At 63.8% G+C, this 23168-nt stretch carries 24 protein-coding genes; 17 read left to right on the top strand and 7 right to left on the bottom strand.

The genetic code is table 11. From position 1 onward, the window contains the following. Positions 1–81: 81 nt before the first annotated feature. Entirely contained in the window at positions 82–1545 is a 1464-nt protein-coding gene (locus tag ACSVIE_RS19815) for an amino acid permease (protein ID WP_442424961.1), read from the top strand. Positions 1546–1601: 56 nt separating this feature from the next. Here the strand turns inward: ACSVIE_RS19815 and ACSVIE_RS19810 are convergent, their stop codons facing one another. Further along, positions 1602–2579 (bottom strand): endonuclease domain-containing protein, encoded by a 978-nt coding sequence (locus ACSVIE_RS19810; protein ID WP_442424960.1) that lies wholly within the window; start codon positions 2577–2579, stop codon positions 1602–1604. A 114-nt stretch (positions 2580–2693) separates the two neighbouring features. Between ACSVIE_RS19810 and ACSVIE_RS19805 the strand changes: the two genes are divergently transcribed. The 12 genes from ACSVIE_RS19805 to ACSVIE_RS19750 all read left to right on the top strand — a co-directional run bounded on the left by ACSVIE_RS19805 (position 2694) and on the right by ACSVIE_RS19750 (position 13714). Then, positions 2694–3152, top strand: coding sequence for an SRPBCC family protein (locus ACSVIE_RS19805; protein ID WP_442424959.1), 459 nt, complete (start codon positions 2694–2696; stop codon positions 3150–3152). Beyond that, positions 3152–3808 (top strand): pentapeptide repeat-containing protein, encoded by a 657-nt coding sequence (locus tag ACSVIE_RS19800; RefSeq protein WP_442424958.1) that lies wholly within the window; start codon positions 3152–3154, stop codon positions 3806–3808. The genes ACSVIE_RS19805 and ACSVIE_RS19800 overlap by 1 nt, the downstream gene beginning before the upstream one ends. 120 nt (positions 3809–3928) lie before the next feature. Continuing rightward, positions 3929–5155 carry a thiolase family protein gene (locus tag ACSVIE_RS19795; RefSeq protein WP_442424957.1) on the top strand — a complete coding sequence of 409 codons (1227 nt, stop codon included), beginning with the start codon at positions 3929–3931 and terminating at the stop codon, positions 5153–5155. Continuing rightward, entirely contained in the window at positions 5156–5962 is an 807-nt protein-coding gene (locus ACSVIE_RS19790; RefSeq protein WP_426003871.1) for an enoyl-CoA hydratase/isomerase family protein, read from the top strand. Beyond that, positions 5959–6822, top strand: a complete 864-nt coding sequence (locus tag ACSVIE_RS19785) for a 3-hydroxyacyl-CoA dehydrogenase family protein (RefSeq protein WP_442424956.1) — start codon at positions 5959–5961, stop codon at positions 6820–6822. The genes ACSVIE_RS19790 and ACSVIE_RS19785 overlap by 4 nt, the downstream gene beginning before the upstream one ends. Before the next feature lie 93 nt (positions 6823–6915). Continuing rightward, complete coding sequence (locus ACSVIE_RS19780; protein WP_442424955.1) at positions 6916–7512, top strand: GNAT family N-acetyltransferase; 597 nt, start codon at positions 6916–6918, stop codon at positions 7510–7512. A gap of 4 nt (positions 7513–7516) precedes the next feature. Next, positions 7517–7945 (top strand): hypothetical protein, encoded by a 429-nt coding sequence (locus ACSVIE_RS19775; protein WP_442424954.1) that lies wholly within the window; start codon positions 7517–7519, stop codon positions 7943–7945. Between the two features lie 162 nt (positions 7946–8107). After that, positions 8108–9022, top strand: coding sequence for an SGNH/GDSL hydrolase family protein (locus tag ACSVIE_RS19770; RefSeq protein WP_442424953.1), 915 nt, complete (start codon positions 8108–8110; stop codon positions 9020–9022). A gap of 90 nt (positions 9023–9112) precedes the next feature. Next, positions 9113–9850, top strand: a complete 738-nt coding sequence (locus ACSVIE_RS19765) for a tyrosine-protein phosphatase (protein ID WP_442424952.1) — start codon at positions 9113–9115, stop codon at positions 9848–9850. Beyond that, complete coding sequence (locus ACSVIE_RS19760) at positions 9847–10863, top strand: glycosyltransferase family 2 protein (RefSeq protein WP_442424951.1); 1017 nt, start codon at positions 9847–9849, stop codon at positions 10861–10863. Before ACSVIE_RS19765 ends, ACSVIE_RS19760 begins: the two co-directional genes overlap by 4 nt. A gap of 179 nt (positions 10864–11042) precedes the next feature. Next, positions 11043–13142, top strand: a complete 2100-nt coding sequence (paaZ, locus tag ACSVIE_RS19755; RefSeq protein ID WP_442424950.1) for a phenylacetic acid degradation bifunctional protein PaaZ — start codon at positions 11043–11045, stop codon at positions 13140–13142. A gap of 236 nt (positions 13143–13378) precedes the next feature. Continuing rightward, on the top strand, positions 13379–13714 hold the full coding sequence (locus ACSVIE_RS19750; RefSeq protein WP_442424949.1) for a hypothetical protein: 336 nt from the start codon (positions 13379–13381) through the stop codon (positions 13712–13714). Positions 13715–13730: 16 nt separating this feature from the next. Here the strand turns inward: ACSVIE_RS19750 and ACSVIE_RS19745 are convergent, their stop codons facing one another. The 3 genes from ACSVIE_RS19745 to ACSVIE_RS19735 all read right to left on the bottom strand — a co-directional run bounded on the left by ACSVIE_RS19745 (position 13731) and on the right by ACSVIE_RS19735 (position 16242). Further along, positions 13731–14333 carry a TetR/AcrR family transcriptional regulator gene (locus tag ACSVIE_RS19745; RefSeq protein ID WP_426003862.1) on the bottom strand — a complete coding sequence of 201 codons (603 nt, stop codon included), beginning with the start codon at positions 14331–14333 and terminating at the stop codon, positions 13731–13733. A gap of 108 nt (positions 14334–14441) precedes the next feature. Continuing rightward, complete coding sequence (paaK, locus tag ACSVIE_RS19740) at positions 14442–15773, bottom strand: phenylacetate--CoA ligase PaaK (protein ID WP_426003861.1); 1332 nt, start codon at positions 15771–15773, stop codon at positions 14442–14444. Between the two features lie 7 nt (positions 15774–15780). Next, positions 15781–16242, bottom strand: a complete 462-nt coding sequence (locus ACSVIE_RS19735; RefSeq protein ID WP_442424948.1) for a hotdog fold thioesterase — start codon at positions 16240–16242, stop codon at positions 15781–15783. Between the two features lie 108 nt (positions 16243–16350). On the opposite strand from ACSVIE_RS19735, the gene ACSVIE_RS19730 reads away from it, so the two are divergent. Beyond that, the gene (locus ACSVIE_RS19730; protein ID WP_426003859.1) at positions 16351–16914 is read left to right on the top strand and encodes a GNAT family N-acetyltransferase; all 564 of its coding nucleotides are present in this window, start codon (positions 16351–16353) and stop codon (positions 16912–16914) included. Here the strand turns inward: ACSVIE_RS19730 and ACSVIE_RS19725 are convergent. Both ACSVIE_RS19725 and ACSVIE_RS19720 read right to left on the bottom strand, forming a co-directional pair. Beyond that, on the bottom strand, positions 16907–18460 hold the full coding sequence (locus tag ACSVIE_RS19725) for a putative bifunctional diguanylate cyclase/phosphodiesterase (protein WP_442424947.1): 1554 nt from the start codon (positions 18458–18460) through the stop codon (positions 16907–16909). The two genes, ACSVIE_RS19730 and ACSVIE_RS19725, sit on opposite strands and share 8 nt — an antisense overlap. Positions 18461–18529: 69 nt before the next feature. Then, the gene (locus ACSVIE_RS19720; RefSeq protein WP_442424946.1) at positions 18530–19594 is read right to left on the bottom strand and encodes a hypothetical protein; all 1065 of its coding nucleotides are present in this window, start codon (positions 19592–19594) and stop codon (positions 18530–18532) included. Between the two features lie 106 nt (positions 19595–19700). On the opposite strand from ACSVIE_RS19720, the gene ACSVIE_RS19715 reads away from it, so the two are divergent. After that, on the top strand, positions 19701–19868 hold the full coding sequence (locus ACSVIE_RS19715; RefSeq protein ID WP_426003856.1) for a hypothetical protein: 168 nt from the start codon (positions 19701–19703) through the stop codon (positions 19866–19868). 149 nt (positions 19869–20017) lie between these two features. On the opposite strand, the gene ACSVIE_RS19710 is transcribed toward ACSVIE_RS19715, so the two are convergent. After that, a complete protein-coding gene (locus ACSVIE_RS19710; RefSeq protein ID WP_442424945.1) occupies positions 20018–21661 on the bottom strand; it encodes an ATP-binding protein in 1644 nt (547 codons plus the stop codon). Positions 21662–21874: 213 nt separating this feature from the next. Here ACSVIE_RS19710 and ACSVIE_RS19705 point away from each other — a divergent pair, with 213 nt between their 5' ends. Both ACSVIE_RS19705 and ACSVIE_RS19700 read left to right on the top strand, forming a co-directional pair. Continuing rightward, the gene (locus ACSVIE_RS19705) at positions 21875–22258 is read left to right on the top strand and encodes a DUF7793 family protein (RefSeq protein ID WP_442424944.1); all 384 of its coding nucleotides are present in this window, start codon (positions 21875–21877) and stop codon (positions 22256–22258) included. Positions 22259–22277: 19 nt separating this feature from the next. Beyond that, positions 22278–23081 (top strand): class I SAM-dependent methyltransferase, encoded by an 804-nt coding sequence (locus tag ACSVIE_RS19700; protein WP_442424943.1) that lies wholly within the window; start codon positions 22278–22280, stop codon positions 23079–23081. Positions 23082–23168 lie beyond the last annotated feature (87 nt).

Raw genomic sequence — 23168 nt, 5'->3', positions numbered from 1 at the left:
GAATTTTGTGTGGCAAAGCCGCGCGTGTTCCGGCACTGGCGCGACCCCCTACAGCAACACCCCGACCCACAAGGAACAGCTGTGCCGCAAAGTACCCCCACAGAAGTCCAGAACCCCACGGCTCCATCCACCGCCGTCGGGAGCACCCTCAGCGCCGAGGGTTACCAGAAGACCCTGAGCCGTCGCCACGTCACCATGATCGCCATGGGCGGCGCAATCGGCGTCGGCCTCTTCATGGGCGCCGGTGGCCGCCTGGCCTCCACCGGCCCCGCCCTGATTTTCTCCTACGCCATTGCCGGCGTCATCGCGTACCTGCTCATGCGCGCCTTGGGCGAACTCATTATGTACCGCCAAACCTCGGGCTCGTTCGTGAGCTACGCCGGCGAAATGTTCGGCAAGAAGGGCGCCTACCTTTCCGGGTGGATGTACTTCATCAACTGGGCCATGACCGGAATCGCCGAGCTGATCGCGATCGGCCTGTACTTCCAGTTCTTCTTCCCCAATGTCCCGGTGGAGTTGTCCGCCATCGCAGCGCTGGTGCTGTTGGTGGCCGTGAACCTCTTCAGCGTGAAGGCGTTCGGCGAGTTCGAATTCTGGGCTTCCTGCCTGAAGGTTGCGGCAATCGTGATCTTCCTGGCCGTGGGCACCTTCATGGTGGTCACCAACGCCAAGGTCGGCGAAGGCAACGCTTCGGTGGCCAACCTCTTCCATGACGACGGCGGTATGTTCCCCAAGGGCGCATTGGTGATGATCCTTGTGCTGAATGCCGTGATCTTCGCGTACAACGCGATCGAACTGGTGGGCATCACCGCCGGTGAGATGGAGAACCCGGAACGTGAAGTACCCAAGGCGATCCGCGCCGTCGTCCTCCGCATCGTGGTGTTCTACGTAGGTTCCGTGACGCTGCTGGCCATGCTCCTGCCGTCGGACCAGTACAAGGCCGGCACCTCGCCATTCGTCACCGTGTTCGGCCAGATGGGCCTCGGCTGGATGGGCGATGTCATGAACATGATCGTCATCACCGCCGCCCTGTCCTCCTGCAATTCGGGCCTGTACTCGATCGGCCGAATCTTCCGCACCATGGCCAACAACGGGCATGCTCCGCAGTGGTTGACCAGGATGTCCACCCGCCATGTCCCTTACGCTGCCATCCTTGCGATCGGCGCGGTGTACCTCGTGGGCATCCTCCTGAACATCTGGCTGGGCGGCTCCTACGCCTTCGACCTCGCATTGAACACCGCGTCCATCGGCGTGATCTTCACTTGGGGTTCGATTTTCGCCAGCCAGATCGCCCTGCGGAAAAAGCGCGGCAAGGTGTCCAGCCTGCCAATGCCGGGTTCGCCGTGGACCAGCTGGCTGGGCTTGTTCGCCCTGTTGGCCATCACCGTGCTGATCGGTTTTGACACCATGACCAACAAGGAAACGGGCGAGGTCTTCCTGCTGGGACTCTGGACCCTGGCGACCATCCCGTTCTTTGCCCTGGTCCTGTGGCTCGGCTGGCAGAAGGTCAAGCACCGCGAACCGAAGAGCGAGCTGTTCTCTTAAGCAACTGACTGGCATTAGGGGTTGTTCTGACGCCTCAGAGCAACCCCTATTGCCAGCTACTTGGGTGTCCAGCCTTGACCAATGAGCGCGTTCCTCACCTTGGACACGGCCCGGTGGGCATCGATTCCCATGTGACGCTTTGAAATGCGGACAAGTCTCCAGCCCGCGCGGCTGTAGTCTTCCTCCCGTTCAATGTCCCGGACAATTTGGGCGGGCTCTGAGTGCCCCTCGCCTTCATACTCCACGGCGACGCGCTGCTCACGGAAGCCAAGGTCGGGTTCACGCACGACGCCGGAACCCAGTTCCGTGGGCCGGTTGAGTTCCGGTTCGGGCAAGCCAGCCCGTTCGAGTGCCAGTCGAAGTCGCGTTTCCGGCGCGGAATCGGCACCGATCCGCGCCTGATCCAATGCCAGTCGCGCTTTCCGGATGCCGGGCGTCCCCTTGTGCCGATCCAACATCTCTTCCAGCTCTTCGCGGGTGCAAAACGGCTCGCTTCGCCCCTCAAAGGCAGCCCGCGGCCTCCTCAGCAGGTGATCGGCGACGACTGTGATTTCATCGATCGTCATCCGGCGGGCGCAGTCGAGCCACGTGCGGGGCCTTGTGGTGATGAGCAAGCCGTTCAGATTGGTGATTTCGTCGTCGAAGAACTGGCCCACATGCCCTTTGACCCCTTTGCGGCGCGGTATGGCCATCGTGTCCGGACGCGAGAGGTGGATCGTGGACTCGTGACTGCCTGGCAGGAAGCCCGGAAACTCCCACAAGAGAAACGCCGTTGCGTGCGAAGCGGCTGAAAAGGCAGTCACCACCGTATAGGGGCGCACGATCTGCGGTAGCTCAAGTTTGCCGGTCGAGGGAGACCGAATTCCCCTGCTTGGTGCCCCCAACGCGCGGTGCCTCCAACGCTGACGCGAGACGCCGGCGTCGAGCGCTTCCTGCCAGGTGAACGGCGCTGACTTGAGGGGATCCGGCAACGGTTGTGGGAGTCGCATCTCCACATGCTGGCAAACCTGCCCGGCGCGCGGGACGTTATCCACAGCTCCCGTGGACTCCACCCCAACTGACTGGCATTAGGGGTTGCTCTGACGCCTCAGAACAACCCCTAATGCCAGGCAGTTGGGAGTGTCGGTGGCCGGGTCTAGGCTCGATGTATGGAGCACACCACCACCCTGACCAAGCACGTCAATGCCAGCCCGGAGAAAGTGTGGGCCGTCATCTCGGACATTCCAGGCTCGGCCGGCACCATCTCGGGCATCGATTCGATCCAGATGCTCAGCGAAGGCCCGTACGGCGAAGGGACCCGCTGGAAGGAAACGCGGACCATGATGGGCCGGCAGGAGACCGTGGAAATGTGGGTGTCGCAAACGGACCCGCCGCGCAGTACCACGGTCAAGGCCCTCCAGGGCGGCGCTGACTACACCAGCCGTTTTTCCCTCCACGAACGCGACGGCGGTACGGACCTCAGCCTGACGTTCGGCGCGGAGGTCCTCAAGCCCACGCTGATGAGCAAGATAACCATGGCCCTGTTCGGGAAGATCGGCATGAGTTTCACGCGAAGAGCGCTGGCGAAGGATCTCGCCGAAATCGCGGCCAAAGCGGAATCCCTCTGATGGTGGCAACGAAAGTTGCTGCGCCCAGGATTTCTCCGGTGCGGCTGGATGAACTGCGCGACGACGACGCCCCGGACTTCCAGCGTGGCGAACGGTACGACGGTATGAGGTTCACCCGTGTATCCGCGGACGGTGAAGAACTGAGCGGCGCCGATTTCATCGAGTGCGAGTTCAATGCGGTCTCCTTCAATGAGTCCCAGTTAAGGGGCGCCACGTTCCGTGAATGCACGCTCGCGGAGCCTTTCGCTCCGGTGTTGATGGCAGCCCGGACATCGTGGCAGGACGTGGACATCAGCAACCCCCGGTGGGGTTCGGCCGAACTTTATGAAGGAACCTGGCGCTCTGTCCGAATAGACGGCGGCAAGCTGGATTACGTCAATCTGCGCGGTTCAAAGCTGACGGATGTGCAGATTTCCGACTGCATCATCAACGAGTTGGACCTTGGCGGCGTTGCGGGAACCCGGGTCGCGCTGAAGAACTGCACCATCGGCACCCTGGATGTCACCGGCGCCAAGTTCAAGGATGTGGATTTGCGCAGTTCGGAGTTCCGTGGAATCAACGGGCTTGCGGGGCTGTCCGGCGTGGTGATCGACGACTACCAGTTGAGCCTGCTCGCGCCGCTTCTTGCCGGGCACTTGGGCATCCTCGTGGTGTGAGGCGTCTGCGCATGACGCGACTCGCCTGTTGACCGGCCCGCACCACCGTGTAATCTTTATAGAACGAACGGTCGGTATATTATTCCGGGCCGGCCCTTTCACTTTGCGAAGGATGTTCTCATGGTCGAGGCTTTTCTTGTTGGCGGCGCACGGACGCCGGTCGGTCGCTATGGCGGGGCATTGTCCTCGGTCCGCCCCGACGACCTCGCCGCCTTGGTGGTCCGGGAAGCTGTGGCGCGTGCCGGCGTCGACCCTGACGCAATAGACGAGGTCATCCTCGGCAACGCCAACGGCGCAGGTGAGGAAAACCGCAACGTGGCCCGCATGGCCACCATCCTCGCCGGACTTCCCCTCCACATCCCCGGGATCACGGTCAACCGGCTTTGCGCTTCAGGTCTGAGCGCCATCATCATGGCCAGCCAGATGATCAAGTCCGGAGCCGCGGACATCGTGGTGGCCGGTGGCGTGGAGTCCATGAGCCGCGCGCCGTGGGTGCAGGAGAAGCCCACCGCCGCGTTCGCAAAGCCCGGAGAGATTTTCGATACCTCCATCGGCTGGCGCTTTGCCAATCCCCGCTTCACCAAGGGCGAGCTGTCCCGCGACGGCAAGATGACGTACTCCATGCCGGAAACGGCCGAGGAAGTAGGCCGGGTAGACAACATTTCGCGGGAGGATGCCGATGCTTTCGCGGTCCGATCCCACGAACGCGCGCTGGCGGCCATCGCAGGTGGGCGGTTCAAGGACGAGATCGTCCCCGTCACGGTCAAGACCCGCAAGTCCGAGACCGTGGTGGACACGGACGAAGGACCGCGCGAGGGAACCACCATGGACGTCCTGGCCGGCCTGCGGCCAGTGGTTCCCGGCGGTTCCGTGGTGACGGCAGGGAACTCCTCCAGCCTGAACGACGGCGCCTCCGCCATCATCGTGGCCTCCGAGGCCGCCATCAACAAGTTCGGCCTGACGCCGCGCGCCCGCATCATTGACGGCGCGTCAGCCGGATGTGAACCGGAAATCATGGGCATCGGTCCCGTCCCTGCCACGCAGAAAGTCCTGGGCCGCACCGGCCTCAGCGTGGAGCAGCTCGGCGCCGTGGAACTCAACGAAGCCTTCGCCACCCAGTCACTGGCCACCATCCGCCGTTTGGGGCTGAACCCGGAGATTGTGAACAACGACGGCGGCGCCATCAGTCTGGGGCACCCGCTCGGTTCCAGCGGCTCGAGGATTGCGATTACGCTGCTGGGCCGCATGGAGCGCGAACTCGCCTCCCACACCGGCCCGAAGCTTGGGCTGGCCACCATGTGCATTGGTGTCGGCCAAGGTACGGCCATGCTTCTGGAAGGCGTCTAAATGGGACTGAAACCCGAAGACTTCACAACCCTCCTCCTCGAGGAACGCGACGACCGGCTGATCGTGCTTCTCAACCGGCCCGAAGTCCGGAACGCCATCGACCAGAAGATGGTGGATGAGCTCCACACGGTCTGTGCTGAGCTGGAGAAAAATCCCAAGGTCCTTATCATTGCGGGCACCGACGGTGTGTTCGCCTCAGGAGCGGACATCGGCCAGTTGCGTGAACGCCGCCGAGACGACGCCCTGCAAGGCATCAACTCCACCATCTTCGCGAGGATCGCCAAGCTTCCCATGCCCGTCATCGCCGCCTTGGACGGTTACTGTCTGGGTGGCGGTGCGGAACTGGCCTATGCTGCCGACTTCCGTATCGGAACGCCCAGTGTTCGGATCGGCAACCCGGAAACCGGGCTGGGCATCATGGCAGCCGCGGGTGCCACCTGGCGGCTCAAGGAACTGGTGGGAGAGCCCAAAGCCAAGGAAATCCTCCTGGCAGGTGCCGTGCTCCGTGCCGAGGAAGCCCTGCGGATCAACCTGATGACCGAGATCCACGAGGCTCCCGAGCTCATGGAAGCGGCAAACAACCTTGCGGACCGCATCGGCCGCCAAGACCCCCTGGCTGTCCGGATTACCAAGTCGGTGTTCCACGCGCCGGCCGAGGCCCACCCGCTGATCGACACCCTGGCCCAAGGGATCCTCTTTGAGTCGCAGGCCAAGTTCGACCGCATGCAGGCGTTCCTGGACAAGAAGTCCGCCAAGGAAACCACAGGATCAGCCCAGGACAACACCACGGACAGGAAGCAGCCATGACAACCAGCCCTGAAATTCCGCATGTAGTTGGCGTCCTCGGTGGTGGCCGCATGGGCGCTGGAATTGCCCACGCTTTCCTCACCAAGGGAGCCACGGTCATCGTGGTGGAGCGCGATCACGAGGCCGCAGCCGGAGCCCAGTCCCGTGTTGCCGACGCAGTAGCCAAGTCCGCCGAGCGAGGCACGTTGACGGGCACGCCGGAGGAAACCATGGCCCGCTTCAGCACGTCCACGGATTACTCGTCGTTCATACACTGCGGACTGGTTGTCGAGGCAGTGCCCGAAGATTTCCAGCTCAAGGTCAACGCGCTGAAAGCCGTGGAGGACCACCTCTCCGCCGAGGCGTTCCTTGCCTCAAATACCTCGTCCCTGTCCGTCACGGAACTGGCCGGCGAGCTCCGCCGTCCGGCCAACTTCCTGGGCCTGCACTTCTTCAACCCGGTCCCGGCGTCCACCCTCATCGAGGTTGTCCTGGCCAAGGAGACCTCGCCCGACCTCGCTGCCGCGGCCAAAAGCTGGACCGAGGCACTCGGCAAGACCGCCGTCGTCGTCAATGACGCTCCCGGCTTTGCCTCCTCGAGGCTGGGCGTCGCCATCGCCCTGGAGGCGATGCGCATGGTGGAAGAGGGCGTGGCGTCCGCGGAAGACATCGACGCTGCGATGGTCCTGGGCTACAAGCACCCCACCGGCCCGCTGAAAACCACGGACATCGTGGGCTTGGATGTGCGGCTGGGTATCGCCGAGTACCTGCACTCCACACTGGGTGACCGCTTCGCCCCGCCCCGGATCCTCCGCGAGAAAGTCGCCCGGGGGGAACTGGGTCGAAAGACGGGCAAGGGCTTCTTCGACTGGAAGGACTAACCCACCGTCCCCCAACTGGGTCGCATTTGTGCGCGTTTTGAGCGCTCAAAACGCGCACAAATGCGACCCAGTCGGGTCCGCTAGGCTTGCCGGGTGACTGCGATTGAACCCCTGACCCTGAACGGCGCCTTTGTAACGCTTGAACCCCTCAGCCGTGAGCATCACGACGGGCTGGTGGAAGCGGCCAGGGATGGAGAGCTGTGGAAGCTCTGGTACACCTCGGTTCCGTCTCCGGAAAGGATGTCCGCCGAAATAGACCGGCGGCTGGCTTTGCAGGAGTCGGGGTCCATGGTTCCCTTTGCCACGCGCCTGAACAGCAACGGCAAGCTCATCGGAATGACCACCTACATGAACATCGACACGGCTACACCCCGGGTCGAGATCGGCTCAACCTGGAATGCCGCATCTGTGCATGGCACGGGCACCAACCCCGACTCAAAGCTGTTGCTCCTCCGGCACGCCTTCGAGACCTTGGGGTGTCCCGCCGTCGAATTCCGCACCCACTGGCTGAACCATCAGTCCCGCGACGCGATTGCCCGCCTCGGCGCCAAGCAGGACGGCGTGCTGCGCAACCACAGCCGGACCTCCGACGGCGTTCTGCGCGACACCGTGGTGTTCTCCATCCTGGAGCACGAGTGGCCTGCCGTGCGCACCGGGCTGGAGTTCCGTCTGGCCAAATACACGCGCTGAGATGGTGGCACCGGAACAAGGCCCGCGCATCAGCGTTCGAGCGGCCATCATCATGGTCATTGTGGGCGGGTTGTGGCTGCTGATCTTCAACTTTGCGCCGCCGCCCCCGGGCATGGTCCATGGACAAGGGACCGTTGTCGACCAGGAAATCAGTTCCAAGGGCCTGTGCGAACCGATCGCCGAGGTGGTCATAGACGGCACAACGTATCGGACGCCGCCGGGGACCAGCGATGAGCCCTGCGCCTATGAACTGGGAGAGTCCATAGCCGTCACGTATTACCCGGACAATATCCCGGAGACCCTGGAGATTCCGTTGGAAGGTTCGTCGAAAAAGGCTGTCGCCCTGCTTCCGTGGGTTGGCATTGCCTTGGTGGCTGGAGGCGTCGTCCCGTTGGTGGGTCATGTGGCTCGCCGGCGGGCTTCCCGGTCCTGAAAATCCCGTCAAAAGGTCTTTGCGGCACGCCCCACCAGGCGTAATCTAGCCAACACATTGCCCCGGTAGCGGCCGGTTGGTGGGCGAGCCGCGGCTTCCGCGAGCAGCATTACCGCTGCGGGTGGAGGCGCCGGAGCCCCATCACCGCAAAGGGGAGTAGTCATGGCAAAGAATCGCGTACGACGCCGGATCACGGCTTTGGCGGGCAGCCTCGCCATGGTGGCGCTGACCTTGGGTTTCGCCACCGGCCCAGCCGCCGCAGCACCGCCGCCGCCTGTTAACTATGTGGCGTTGGGGGACTCGTATACCGCCGGGACAGGGGCGGGCGGCTCGGTGCGTACCGCGGTCTGCTGGCAAAGCGACGGCGGATACGTGGACCTGGTTGATGCTTCACAGCGAGTGGACCTGGTGGCCAATGCCGCCTGCCACGGGGCGATCCTGGCTTTCGATCCCCTCAACCCGAGTCCGTTCTACAACGGCGCACCGACAGTTGCGGAGCAGATTGCCGCGTTGGCCCTCAGCCGCGACCTGTCGGGTGAGACTGATCTGGTCAGCATCACCGCTGGCGCCATTGACGCCGGCAGCCTCCTCGCGCTTCAGGCTTGCTCCACCCCCAACACCCAGTTGTGCGCGGCAACCGTGGCGGGAATCATCCAGAACCTCGGCAGTCTTGAGGCCGCCTTGGAACTGACGTACCAGTCGATCCAGGCTGCGGCTCCGAACGCCACTATCGTCGTCATGGGATATCCCCGCCTGTTTGACCCGTCCCAGGGGGATATCGTGATCGGCGGGGTTACCGTTGTCCCGGTGGAGAACCAAATTGCCGTGAATACGGCCGTGGATGCCCTCAATGCCACCATCGCGAAGGCCGTGGCGGAGAGCGGCACCAACGCCGTGTTCGTTGACGTGACCAAGCGCTTCCTGGGCCATGCCGTGAACTCGGACAATCCATGGATCGTGCTGGACCTGACACAGCCCTTGGCTGACTCGAACTTCCATCCGAACGACGCCGGCCACCAGGCCTACGCATCGGCACTGCTGTCCGCGGTCAAGCCTGCCAAGCTGGTCAAGCAGTAACCGCGTTGCCGACCCGCTGCCAGGGTGCAGCCCTGCAACCTGGCAGCGGGTCTGCGACTGGAAAGCCCGGGTGTGCTTAGCATGGCTTCCATGAACGGAACGGGATCGCACCTTCGCATGGATTGGGACGGCGCCGTGAACGCCTGGCAGATCGCCGGGGACGTGTACAGGATGGGACGCCATGAGTGGGTCACCGAATCCGGGTGGCAGCAAATGTACGACGACGGCGTCCGCACGGTCATCGATCTTCGCGCCTCGCGCGAGCGGCGGCAACGCGACGCAGATCCCGAGGTGCCTGACGCCGTCAAGGCGCGCATCGACGTCGTACATTGCCCCACGGAAGATCCGGACCATAGCGACTACAACGATCTCTTCGGTCCCTATCTGAAAGACCCTTCGCAGTACGGTGACTACCTCCGGCTTTTCCCGGACAAGATCGCAGCGGTGTTCAGGGCCATTGCGGCGTCGTCCGGCAAGGTAGTGGTCCACTGTTCGGCTGGCCGGGACCGCAGCGGTGTGATCGCCCTGATGCTGCAGCGTTTGGGTGGTCTGGCCGACCAGGAGATCGTGGAGGGCTACGAGCTCGCCGCCCGGGGGATCAACGAGCGCCACCGCACCCATGGCGCACCGCACGACCATGACCCGTACCTGCCCGACGACGATCTGGAACGGATGCTGCGGGGCCGGCGGAGCGGCCTGAAGGAGTTCATGGACGGGCTCGACGTCGTGGCTTTCCTGGTTGCCAACGGCGTCACGGAAGAGGAGATTGCGGCGGTTCGCGCGAAGCTGGGCCCCACGGCTTCCACCGCTGCTACCATGCAGGATTGATCACACTTCCCAAATGGAACGGACAAGCCATGACAGCCGGTGCCCGCGTCACGATTGTGACCCGAACCAAGAACCGCCCCATCTTCCTGGCCCGCGCACTGGACGACATCTTTGGGCAAACGTTCCAGGATTTCGAGCTCGTGATAGTGAACGACGGCGGCGACCCGGCTGCAGTTGACCGGCTCACCTCCCGGCGACCTGACGGGGAGCGGGAACGGATCATTACGCTGCACCACCCGGAATCGGTAGGCATGGAAGCTGCTTCCAACGCCGGCATCAAGGCGGGCAGCGGCGAGTTCCTCGTGATCCACGACGACGACGATTTCTGGGCGCCCACGTTCCTGGAGCAGACCGTTGCCTACCTGGATGATCCGGCCCACGCATCCGAGAGCGGCGTGATGGTCCGTACGGAGATTGTGATCGAGGAGGTGGATGGCGAAGAGATCAGGCCTGTCCGTCGCGAGATCTTCTGGGCCGACCTGCGCCAGATCACACTGGCCGACATGCTCAAGATCAACCGCGCCGTTCCGATCTCGTTCCTGTACCGGCGCAGCCTGCACGACGCCGTGGGGTACTTCGACGAGAGCCTGCCGGTAGTGGGGGACTGGGAGTTCCACCTCCGCGTCCTGAGCCACTCCCGGGTGGGCTTCCTGGACGGGGAACCTCTCGCTTTTTGGTCACAGAGGCCCGAATCGCAAGGCCATGACGGTAACAGCATCTTTGCCCAGGCCACCGACCACACCCAGTACGATGCCCTGGTGCGCGATGGACATCTTCGCGATGAGGTTGCCAAGGGCGGGCTGGGGTCGTTGCTGTACCTGACCCGCGTGCTGGCCGAGCAGGAGGAGCTGATCCGTGCCCAGCAACGCCGGCTGGACGAGTCGTCCGCCAAGCTGGACCACGTGCTGGAACGCCTGGACGCCCTGAACCACACCATCATCACCCGGACCAGCGTGGGCGAATTCCTGAAGAAGCCCGTCAAGCTCGCCCGGAAGCTGAGTGGCCGGGCCTAACGCTCTCTCACGTACCGCCCGTCCTGACCGGTTGCTCTCTCAGGCATGCCCAAAATTCCGCTGTGCTGGCCCGCGCCCTTCATGTACCCTGTATATATTACCGAACGGCCGGTCAGTAATGTTGGGTCTTCCAGCAATGGCCGTGCCGATTCCATGTGCCTCGGAAGGACCCGTCGACGATGACCACAACTGCAGTCGCCCCGGAAACCACAGCCGTTACCACCGTCCCCAGCTACGTTCAGGATGCCTGGTGGACTCCCGCACCTGATGCCAGGACCGTCCCGGTCCGGGATGCCAGCACCGGAGAAGTGCTGGCCAACGTGAGCACCGACGGACTGGACCTTGCCGCCGTCGTACATCACGGACGCACCACGGGCCAAACGGAACTTGGCAAGCTGACTTTCCACCAGCGGGCGCTGAAGCTCAAGGAACTGGCCATGTACCTCAACGGCCGCCGGGAGGAACTGTACGCGTCCTCGTCGCAGAGCGGTGCCACCAAGATTGACAACATGATCGACATCGACGGCGGAATCGGTGTGCTCTTCACGTTTGGCTCCAAGGGGCGTCGCGAACTGCCCAACTCGCAGGTCATTGTGGACGGTCCCATGGAGGTCCTGTCCAAAGACGGTTCGTTCGCGGGCGAGCACATCTACACCCGGATCCCCGGCGTGGCAGTCCAGATCAACGCCTTCAACTTCCCCGTGTGGGGCATGCTGGAAAAGTTTGCCCCGTCGTTCCTGGCGGGCGTTCCCACGATCGTCAAGCCGGCCACACCCACCGGCTACGTCGCCGCCGCCGCGGTCAAGGCGATCATTGAATCCGGCATCCTTCCCGCAGGGTCGCTCCAGCTGATCTCCGGCTCGGCCCGCACGCTCCTGGACGAACTCGACTACCGCGACCTCGTGTCCTTCACTGGCTCTGCGTCGACCGCCACTTCGCTCAAGTCGCACCCCAACGTGGTCCAGGGCGGCGTACGGTTCACCTCCGAGACGGACTCCCTGAACGCAGCCATCCTCGGTCCGGATGCCGTTCCCGGCACGCCTGAGTTCGATGCCTTCGTCAAGGCCGTCGTGACCGAGATGACCGTCAAGGCCGGCCAGAAGTGCACCGCCATCCGTCGCGTGATTGTTCCTGCTGAATTGACGTCGGAGGTCGCCGCTGCCATTGGCGCCCGCATCAACGAGCGCGTCGTGGTCGGCGACCCGCGCGCCGAAGGCGTCACCATGGGCGCGCTCGCCTCGCTGGAGCAGCTCGCCGACGTCCGTGCCGCCGTCCAATCAATGCTCGACGCCGGCGGCGAGCTTGCGTACGGAAGTCTCGATTCGCCGTCGGTCACCTCGGTCGGCGGAACCGTTGGCGTAGTGGAAGACGGCGCTTTCATGGCGCCGGTCCTTCTCAGCTGGGCCGACGCTGAAGCCGAAGAGGTCCACTCCGTGGAGGCCTTTGGTCCGGTGTCTTCGGTGATCGGCTACTCCGATCTGGCCGATGCAATCCGGTTGGCCGCCCGGGGTTCGGGTTCGCTGGTGGCCTCCGTGTGCACCAACGACCCGTCCGTGGCGCGCGAGCTGGTCGCGGGAATCGCGGCACATCACGGGCGCGTTCACATGCTCAACCGCGAGGACGCACGCTCGTCCACCGGCCACGGCTCGCCCGTTCCACACCTGGTGCACGGCGGTCCCGGCCGCGCAGGCGGCGGCGAGGAACTGGGCGGCATCCGCTCCGTGCTGCACCACATGCAGCGCACCGCCATCCAGGGTTCGCCGAACATGCTTACGGCCGTGACCGGTCAGTGGCACACCGGCGCCGACCGGAACTTTACTGTGGAGACCGAGGGTGAGCACCCGTTCCGCAAGTCACTTGCCACGCTGCGCATTGGCGACGCTGTGCGTTCGGAGCTCCGCCAGGTCTCGCTGGATGACATCACTGCTTTTGCGAACTCCACGGGCGATACCTTCTATGCCCACACCAACCAGGAAGCAGCCGAAGCCAACCCGTTCTTCCCCGGCATCGTGGCGCACGGATACCTGCTGCTGAGCTGGGCTGCCGGCCTGTTCGTGGAGCCTGCTCCGGGTCCTGTGCTGGCCAACTACGGCTTGGAGAACCTGCGCTTCATCACTCCTGTGGCCGCGGGGGATTCCATCCGCGTGACGTTGACCGCCAAGAAGATCACGCCGCGTGAGACCGATGAGTATGGGGAGGTTGCCTGGGACGCCGTCCTGACCAACCAGAACGACGAAATCGTAGCCACGTACGACGTCCTCACCCTCGTAGAAAAGTAACCCTCTCTCACCGATCGCCTGTTTTTGGTTGACGCTCTCTCACCGATCGCCGGTTTTTGGTTGACGCTCTCTCACCGATCGCCGGTTTTTGGTTGACCCTCTCTCACCGATCGCCGGTTTTTGGTTGACGCTGTCACCTAACTACGAAGCGCTTCCCGGAAGGGAAGCGTTTCGTAGTTCGGCTTGATCAGGGTTGATACTCGGCCTGCTGGCCGAGTGTTTCATGGATGCAGAGGATGTTGTTCTCGCTGTCCATGAACCAGGCGCACTTTTCTGCTTCGGTTGTACAGATGTGGTTTTTGCGTCTTGAGGTCGGGCAGGTAGTAGTCCTGGAACGCGACGCCCCTGGCTTTCATCTCGGCAACCAGTTGCTCGATGTCGTGGACCTCAAAACCGAGTGCGGTATGGCTGGAGGAGGGCTGGATGCATTGTGCCACCTCCCACGCAAGAAGTCCTCGCTGGCCGCGACGCGGGAGACCTTACCAATTCGTGTCTGGTCTCGGGCCGACGTCGGTGAGAGAGGGTTGCGCCCAGTGGTGAGTTTGGTGAGAGAGGGTTGCGCCCAGTGGTGACTTTGGTGAGAGAGGGTCAGGCGGCGGCGTGGAGGCCGTCGAAGGCCATGGTGATGACGTCGTCGGCGAGCTTCTCCGGGGACAGCGAACCTCCGGGCTTGTACCACTCGACGATGGAGTTGATGGTGCCGAACAGCAACCGGGTGACGGTGCGCGGATCGATGTCCTGGCGCAGGGAGCCGTCCTCGCGGGCAGCAGAGATGAGCGCGGCCACCCGGTGGTCGAAGTTGCGGCGGCGTTCCAGGGCGTCCCGTTCGATGTCCGTGTTGCCCCGCAACCGCAGCAAAAGCGTGACGAACGGAAGCCGGTCCACCAGCACGGCAATGGTCTGCCGCAACACGAATTCAAGCCGGGCGTCGGCCGGGCCGGTCAGTGCGGCAGGTTGCTCAAGGATCGCCTCAAGTCCCCCCAGCGCATGATCCAGTGCGAGCTTCAGCAGGTCGCCCTTGGACGGCACATGGTGGTAGATGGCTGACTTCGAGATCCCGAGGTTCTCGGCCAGGATGCCCATGGACGTTGCGTCGTAGCCGTGGCGGTTGAAGACGTCGACGGCGATGCGGAGCACCGACTGCTGGTCGTAGCCGGGCCGTCCGCGCTTGGCTGTGGTCTCAGAAGGCATGGTGGCATTTTCTCACGATCTCTTGGCGGTCCGCCGTTCGGCGTCGCGGCATGTCAGGAGATTGCGGCGCCGCGTGCCCTGTAGGACACGCGGCGCCGCGTCAACAATTCAGCCCTTGGGCCGAAGGTCGTAGATCCGACGGAGCTTTCCGTTGGAGCGTTCCAGTGAGCCCGGTTCAACGACGTCAACGACGCAAGACGACCCGACATGGATCTTGATTTGCTCACGCAAGGTGTGGGCCGCCGTCGTACCTGCCTCAACCGGAACGGACTCGCGGCGCTCAATCCTGACCGTCAGCGAATCCATGCGCTTGCCCTCCGGGCGGGTGATTTCCAGCTGGAAATGCGGGCTGAGCTCCGGGATACGCAACGCGATTTCCTCGATCTGCGACGGGAAGAGGTTCACGCCGCGGAGGATGATCATGTCGTCGCTGCGTCCGGTGATGCGGCCCATGCGGCGGTGTGCCGGGCGGGCGGTGCCGGGGAGCAGGCGGGTGAGGTCCTTGGTGCGGTACCGGATGATCGGCAAGGCTTCCTTGGTCAGGGACGTAAAGACCAACTCGCCCGGTTCCCCATCGCCAAGGACCGTGGAGTGGTCGAACGGATCGATGATCTCAGGGCGGAAGTGGTCCTCCCAGATGTGGCAGCCGTCCTGGGTTTCAACGGCTTCGCCGGCCACGCCCGGCCCCATGACTTCGGAAAGCCCGTAGATGTCCGAGGCCTTGATGTTCATGGTGGTTTCGAGTTCGTGGCGCATCTCCTCGGTCCAGGGCTCCGCGCCCAGAACGGCGTACTTGAGCGAGGTGGACGTGGGGTCGATGCCCATGTGCGCCATGGCATCGGCGATGGTCAGCAGGTACGTGGGCGTCGCCAGGATGGCATCCGGCTGGAAGTCCTGGATGAGCTGGATCTGGCGTTCGGTCTGGCCGCCGGACATCGGGATGACCGTGCAGCCGAGCGCCTCCGCGCCTGCGTGCGCTCCGAGTCCGCCGGTGAACAGGCCGTAGCCGTACGCGTTGTGGACCTTCATGCCGGGCCGCACGCCGGACGCGCGGAGCGAACGGGCCACCAGCGTGCCCCAGTTGGCGAGGTCGTTCTTGGTATAGCCCACCACGGTGGGCCGTCCGGTGGTGCCCGAGCTGGCGTGGATCCGGGCAACCTCGTTCTGCGGCACGGCGAACATGCCGAACGGGTACTCCAGGCGCAGATCCTCCTTGGTGGTGAAGGGGAACTTGCCGAGGTCGCTGAGTTCGCGGAGATCTGTGGGATGCACCCCGGCTTCGTCAAACTTGCGCTTGTACAGGGGCACGCGGTCGTAGGCGTACGCGACAGTGTGCTGGAGCCGGTTGAGCTGCAGTGCCTCCAGTTCGTCCCGGGACATGGTTTCCTCGCGGTCCAGCAAGGGCGCGTCGGCAGGTGCGGCGACGGTGTTCTGGGTCATGGTGTTCCTACTTCTTGGAGATGGTGCGGCTGCGGCCACGGAACTCTGCAATGAGCTCTCCCGGCGCGTCGGTGGTGGGGTTGGCCGCTGCGTCGGCGGCGTAGAGCTGAATGTCGTACAGGCCGCTGCGGCCGGTACTCGCCCGGCGGTTCGCGACGGCGGTGATCGTCTGGCCTTCGAAGGCCGGCTTGATGAAATTAATATCGACGCCGGATGCAACCGTGATGTTGGCAGCTTCCTCGCGCGTTGGGTTGGCCGGGTTGCAGGCCAGTGCGAAGGCGGTGTCGCCGAAGGCGAAGATCATTCCGCCGTGGGCCATGCCGAAACCATTGAGCATTTCCTGCCGGAGGGTCATGCGGATGGTGGCGTGGCCGTCGTCGAGCTTGAGTACCTCGATGCCCATCCATTCGGACGCGTAATCGTTGGTCAGGATGTGGTGCTGGGCACCGGAGAGGGTAGTTTCCACCATGCGTCATTGCCTCCAGCTTTATTTACCGAATGTTCATTAGGTAATCCCAGATCGGCCCAATAGTCAAGACTGCACACGGAACGGCGCTCGCCTAGTAGCCTCAAAGGCATGCCGGATATCGCACTTCCCATCCTGACCGAACGGCTCATCCTCCGCCGGTTCGAGGCCGAGGACCTCGACCGCTTCCACGGCTACCAATCCCTGCCCGAAACGGCCCGGTTCCTGCTCCGGCCGGAACTGAGCAGGACAAAGTCCATGGAAGTGCTGGGCCGGTACGCCAACTTCGAATTCAAGCAGGAAGGGGACTGGGTCTGCCTTGCGATTGAACGCCAGGACAGACCCGGCCTGTTGGGCGAAGTGGTGCTCAAATGGCTGGAGGGGCCGGGCCAGGCGGAGGTCGGCTGGATCCTCCACCCGGATGCGCGGGGGCAGGGCATCGCCACGGAAGCGGCCGAGGCTGTCCTGGACCTGGCCTTCGGCCTCCTCGCCTTCCATCGGGTGGACGCAAAGCTCGACTCGCGGAACACCGGTTCTGCCGCGATCTGCAAGCGGATCGGCATGCGGCTGGAAGCCTCGTTGGTGGACATCTGGCACTACCGGGGACAGTGGGCCACGGAGGACATCTATGCCATCCTCGATTCCGAGTGGAGGGAGCGCCGCTCCGTCAGCTGATGGGCCACGTCTTGTGGTGTTTCAGCTGCTCCGTGAGGTCCGACGCCGGCAGGGGACGGCTGAAGAAGTACCCCTGTCCGCTGGTGCAGCCGATGCTGAGCAGGTAATCAGCCTGCTCCTCGGTCTCGATGCCCTCCCACACAGCATTAAGGCCGCAAGCGCGGATCAACTGCAGGACCGCCGCCAGAAGGGCCGGCTGTGAGGGATCGCTGCCCAACGCGGCCAGCAGCGTGCGGTCCACCTTGACCGCGTCCACGGGCAGCCGGCGGAGGTAACTGATGGACGAATAGCCGGTCCCGAAGTCATCGATTTCCAGCCCGACGCCCAGGCGGCGCAGGCTGTTCAGGGTGTAACGATCGAGGTCGTTGCCCTGAATCACCGCGCTTTCCGTCAGTTCCAGCACCAGCAGCGACGGGTCCAGCCCGGCCTCCGCCAGGGCGTCCCGGACGTCCTCCACGAACTCCAGCCGTTGCAGGTCGGCTGCGGAAACGTTGATGCGCATGGTGAAGTTGTGGCTCGCCGTGAGGGGGTCGCTGCGCCATTGCTGCAACTGCCCGACGGCGGTGCGCAGCACCCAGCCGCCCAGATCGGAAATCATTCCGGTCTCCTCGGCGATGGGAATGAACTCGTCCGGCATGATGATTCCACGCGTGGGATGTTTCCAGCGCACCAACGCCTCCACGCCTTCGATTCCGCGGGTGTCGAGGCGGATGATCGGCTGGTAGTTGAGAATCAGCTGGGATCCGGCAATTGCTTCCTTGAGGTCGCCGACCAACTGGTTGCGAAGCTGCCGGGCATGCAACATGGCGGGCTGGAAGATCTTGAGCTTGCCCTTGCCGTCCGTCTTGGACTCGTACATGGCGATATCGGCTTCCATCATGAGGTTCTGCGCGCTCTGGCCGGCTTCGGCCATGCGTAAACCCATGCTGGCGCCGCAACGGAGATGCTCGCCGTCGATCTCCATGGGACTGTCCAAGGCGGCAAGGACGCGGTTGCCGATGGACGTGGCCATGGAGGGAGTGACGTTGTGCAGGAGGATAGCGAACTCATCCCCGCCCATGCGGGCCACCATGTCCTGCTCCCGGACGGCGCCGCTGATGCGTCGCGCCACGGTTTCCAGCACCATGTCCCCGATGGTGTGGCCCAGCGAGTCGTTGATCGCCTTGAAGCCGTTCATGTCCAGCAGGAGGATGGCCGGGCGCTGGCTGCCGTTGTGGCCGGTCTCCTGGGCATCGGACAGTGCGTCGGCAAAGGCGGAGCGGTTGCTGAGGCCAGTGAGGGGATCGGTCATGGCCATGAGCTGCATCTCGCGGTGGGCGTCATGGAGCTGCTGGGTCCGGGCCGCCACCCGCTGTTCCAACTCGGCGTAGATGATTTGGAGATCCTCTGCCAGGAGGTTGGTGCCCATGATCACGGCGTCGATCTCATCGCGGGCGTCGGATACTTCGATCCTGGCGTTGAGGTCCCCCGCGGCCAGTTTGACGATGCCGTCCAGGAGCAAGCCCAGGCGCGGATCATTGCCTGAATAGGTGTTGCTCTCGGACATGTTCACCCCCGTGTGCCAAGCCTAGCTTTCCACACATCCCGTTCAACAGGCCCGCGGCAGGCTGGCTCCTCAGTCGTCCCGGGCAGGGAGATCCCCGGCACTGTCCCCGGCCCCCACAGCGTCCCGAAGGTAGTCACGGACGGCTGCGCTGCGTTCGGGAAGAGCGGCCTGGTCAAAAAGCTTCACGGTCTGGTCGAACGTTGCCACCGCTTCATCCAATCGCCCCAGCCCCACCAGCGTGCGGGCCAACAGGAAGTGCGCTTCCGCGGACGTTTGGGTGGCCAGGATGGAGGAGCGGGCGCAGAGCGGCTCGAGGATGTCCAGGGCAGCTTGGTACAGCTTGTTGAGATAGTTCCAGTGCGCCCGCACCAGGGACATTTCCAGGTGGTCGCGCTCCGAACCGCCAACAATGTCCGTGGCGAGCTCCGCCCGTTCGATGCAGCGCAGGGTGGCAGCGTCGCTGAGCTTGGCCTGGAGCCGCATTTCGGCAGATGCCCGGTTGAACCTTGCCCACAGGTCCACGTCCTTGGAAGGCGAGAGCCGTTCAGCTGCGAGATCGTGGTACAGGCCGCCGTCGGAAACCCGTTCGGCGAGGAAAGCGACATTGCCGATCACCCAGTAGCCCTTACCCGCTGTGTCCTCGTCGACATCGGTGAGCAGGTTTTCCAGTTCCAGGCATTCCCGCCAGGCATCATCCAGCAGGCGGCTTTCGGCGAGTGCCGCGATCAGTGCCCGCTGGGCGAGGATCTGGACATAGAGGAGATCCGGGTCGCGGGCAGCCAGTTTTGCGGCCTCCGACGCTGTCACGGCCGCCTCAGCGAGCCGCCCGAGTCCTTGCAGACCGACGGCGACCATGGTGCCCGCCTTCGCGCCGAGTTCGGGTGAAGCAGCCGTCAGTGGATGCCCGTTCAGTTCACTGGCAAGGCTGAGGTATTCCTCGATCCTGCCCTGGTCCCGGCGGCATTCAGCCCGCAGGTACTGCATGTCCCACCACGATTGGTCGTCTCCTGCGGCACTGGCCAGGTCGCTGGCGTCTCCCGCCAAACGGAAAGCTTCGTCGAAGTCCCGTTCCTTCCACTTCGCGCGTGCAGTGAGTCCTGCTGCGAGGTGGGGCGAAAGATTGGGACTCTGCATGAGCCCATTATCCATGTCATTGCAGAAGAAAAGCTCGTATAGTTTGCCCCGTGACTTTATTCAAGTCACACACGGAAATTCGCATCAGAACGAAAGGGCACAGCGGATGAAGAAATTTGCGGCAACACTGCTCATGGCAGCAGTCCTGGCAGTCACCGGACTCGCTGCTCCGGCTAATGCCGAGCCTTCGCAGGACAGCACGGCAATCGGCTGGTGGCCGAACAGCACTACCACCAAGACGAACACCACCAGCATTGGTTGGTGGCCGAACTAAATCTGGGGGAGCGCCTTTTAGGCCACATGACTCAAACTGATGCCCTGGGCTTGCGAGCCCGGGGCATCAGTTTTATTTCGTTGAATGTCGAAGATTAGTGACCGTGTCCGTCAGGGCAGACCGTGCTGCATGACAGTCTTGTCAAAGGCCTACGGGCCGCCAACGGGCAATTCCACTGACACCGTGGTGCCGGCCCCGAGGGTCGAGTCGAGGTCCAGCCGTCCCATGTGGCGGCTGACGATATCGTGGGCGATCGCCAGGCCAAGTCCGCTGCCGGGCACGGCGGCGGCCGTGGCGTTGGATGCCCGGAAGAAGCGCGTAAAGATATGCGGGAGGTCGTGCTCGGGTATGCCGAGCCCTGTGTCGGCGACCCGCACCAGTGCTGCCCGTCCGCCGTCTTCGGACGCCGACAGCAGGCTGGTGATTCCGACCCTTCCGCCTTCGGGCGTGAATTTGATGGCGTTGGCCACGATGTTGGTGAAGACCTGTTCCAGCTTCGCTTCGTCGGCAGTGACCTCAATGTCCTCCGCTGCCTCCGTGAAGGAAACAGAGACGTGCCGCGACTCGGCCAGCGGACGAAGCGTCGCCACCACCACCTGGAGCAGTTTGTCGATGTCCACCGGCTTGAGGTCCAGGTTGCTGCCGTCCTGCATCGAAACCGTGAGCATGTCTTCGATGAGCCGGCGCAGGCGGTCCGAGTTCCGTGCGATGACTTCCAGCATCTTGTTGATGCCCTCAGGGACGGGACCGCCGGAGCCGTCACGGATCATGTCCAGGTAAGCGGTGATGGAAGTGAGGGGCGTACGGAGTTCGTGGTTGACCGTGGCCAGGAAGTCGGTCTTGGCCTTGTCCAGCTGCCGGAGCTGGTGAAGAACCCGCTGCTGGGCGCTGATGAGGTGGCCCTGGATGAGCCCGTGGGCCACATTCCCGGCCACGTGCTGCATGAGGGCGATTTCGGGCCGGGTCCAGTCGTGCCGGCGTTCTTCCGTGGCCAGGAGAATGATGCCCAGCGCGGTGGCACCTTCGCCCACCGGGAGGATCACGGACGACACGGGGTTGAGCTCAGGGGACCAGTCCTTGATCGCCCTGGTGACTTTCGCTTCGGGCTCCGCGCGGTGGTCGCTGACGGCAAGGACGTCAGCTTCGGTCCATAGCCTGTTGGTGGCTTCGACGATGATGCCTTCGTTACCGCCCAGCCGCGACGGGAACTGGGTGACGCCGTCGCGGTTCCATTGGGCGCGGATGGTGGGGACCCGCTCGTCACGGAACGTTGCAAACCACACGTGGTCCATGTCCAGCGCCTCACCAAAGCCGCGGACCACATGGTCGGCGATGAGTTGGGGATCGTTGGTTTCCCGGATCGCCGAGGAGACGTTGCGCAGGCTTTCACGGAGGGCTTCGATTTCGCCCCGTGACCGGGACCGCTCCTTGGACCGTCCGATCAGCGTGTTGACCCGGTGTACCAGCTCGTCCGGGCGGACGGAGTTGATCACGTAGTCCACCACGCGCCAGGCTTCGGCGTCTTCGAGATCCACGGAGTCGCCGGCGTCCAACAACAGGAGGACCGGAATGCCGGGGCTCCTGAGTCCATGCCCCAACGCATTTTCCAGGATCAGCACGTCGGCCACGTTGTGGTCCAGCTGCACCACCAAGGACTCCGCATTCGATGCCGGGAAGATATCGAAGCCGGCGGCACTGAGGGTGGCCGTAATGAAGGCCATGCGTTCGGCATCGGAATCCGCCACCACCGCGGAGCGGGAAACGTGCTGCACTTCGGCCCCGTTCGTCTCCACTGAGCCCCTTCCGCCACAACTGTCGTTCCACGGTAAATCCAGATTTGGCAACACACTATCAGCGCAATTGGGGCGAGCGGACGTGTCACGCCAAAACGCGGTTTATTGCGTGGTGCAGCCTGCCTTTACTTTGCCGCATGGATTGGCGAGCCTAGGAAGTGCCAACAAGGGGAGGCCCCCGCTGCCCCTTTCCACCACGCGATGAGGAGCCCAGTGGATCAGCCCGGAACACCCCAGAACCACCAGCAGGTGGAATTCGATCTGGTCCTTGAAGAGTCGGGCGTGCTTCGGTTGACGTGGCCACGAGGTGCCCGCATCAAGGAAGATGACGCGCAGCGGGCCATGGACCGGGTGAACGAGCTCTGCGGCACTGACAGGCACCCCATGATCGTGGACATGGCCACCACCGACGATGTCACCCGAGGCGCCCGTTCCGTCTTCGCCAAGCCGTGCCAGGCTTCCAGCATTGCTTTGTGGGGCGCGTCCCCGGTGGACAGGGTCATCGCCAACTTTTTCCTGGGCATCATGAAACCGCCGTGCCCCACCCGCTTTTTCACTGACGAAACAGAAGCGCTGGCGTGGCTGAAAGAGCAATAGCGGCACATATATTGGGAGGATGCTCGCAGCCCTGAAGAAGTACCTGCTGATTCCCCGGCTCATCAAGCTTTCTTCCGCAGCTCCGAAAGATCCGCGTACGGCCTGGGACAAGTACTGGGGCGATGTCCGGACCACGGGGGCCACGGGCGACGTCCTGTGGGATTCGGGCAGTTCCCACGAGCTGGAGGGCTACCTGCCCACGTTGGCGCAGCTGGATCCGTCCTTGCCGGTGGTGGACGTAGGTTGTGGGCACGGAAGCTACACCCGGCTCCTGTCCAAAAACTTCCCCCACGCGCTGGGACTCGACTACGCCGCCAACGCTGTGGACCGGGCACGCCGGGAGTCCACGGATTTCCCGGCGACGTCCTACGCTGTGTGCGACATGACAGCGCCTGACGCTGCACGAATCGTCGCGGACGCCCTTGCGGAGGCAGGCATCAGGGGCGACGCCAACGTCTTCATCCGGGGGGTCCTCCACGTGCTGGACCCCAAGGGCAGGGCGGCGTTGGCAGCGAACCTGCTGCCCGTCGTCGGGAAACGCGGCAGCGTCTTCCTGTCCGAGACCAACTTCCGCGGCACTCCGGTGGATTACGTCACGCACCTGGGCGCCACGCGCCATTCCATTCCCGCGCCGCTTGAGTGGGCCATCAGGGGCTTGCCCATGCCGGGCCGTTTTGGTGCGGCGCAGCGGGCCAAAGCATTCCCGGCGGTGGACTGGACCGTTGTGGAGGAAGGCTCGGCGAACATCGAGACCCGTCCCCTGAGCAACCCTTCCTCCCCGGACGTGATCCCCGGCTACTACGCCGTCCTCCGCCCCCGTTAACCCATCTGGGTCGGGGTTTTTGGGGGGGTTTGGGCGCCCAAAAACCCCCCAAAAGGGCCCCGGGGGGGGGGGGGGGGGGGGAGTGTT

The sequence above is a fragment of the Paenarthrobacter sp. NCHU4564 genome (assembly GCF_052156435.1).
Lineage (GTDB): Bacteria > Actinomycetota > Actinomycetes > Actinomycetales > Micrococcaceae > Arthrobacter.
This window is presented reverse-complemented; position numbering and strand designations above follow the sequence as displayed.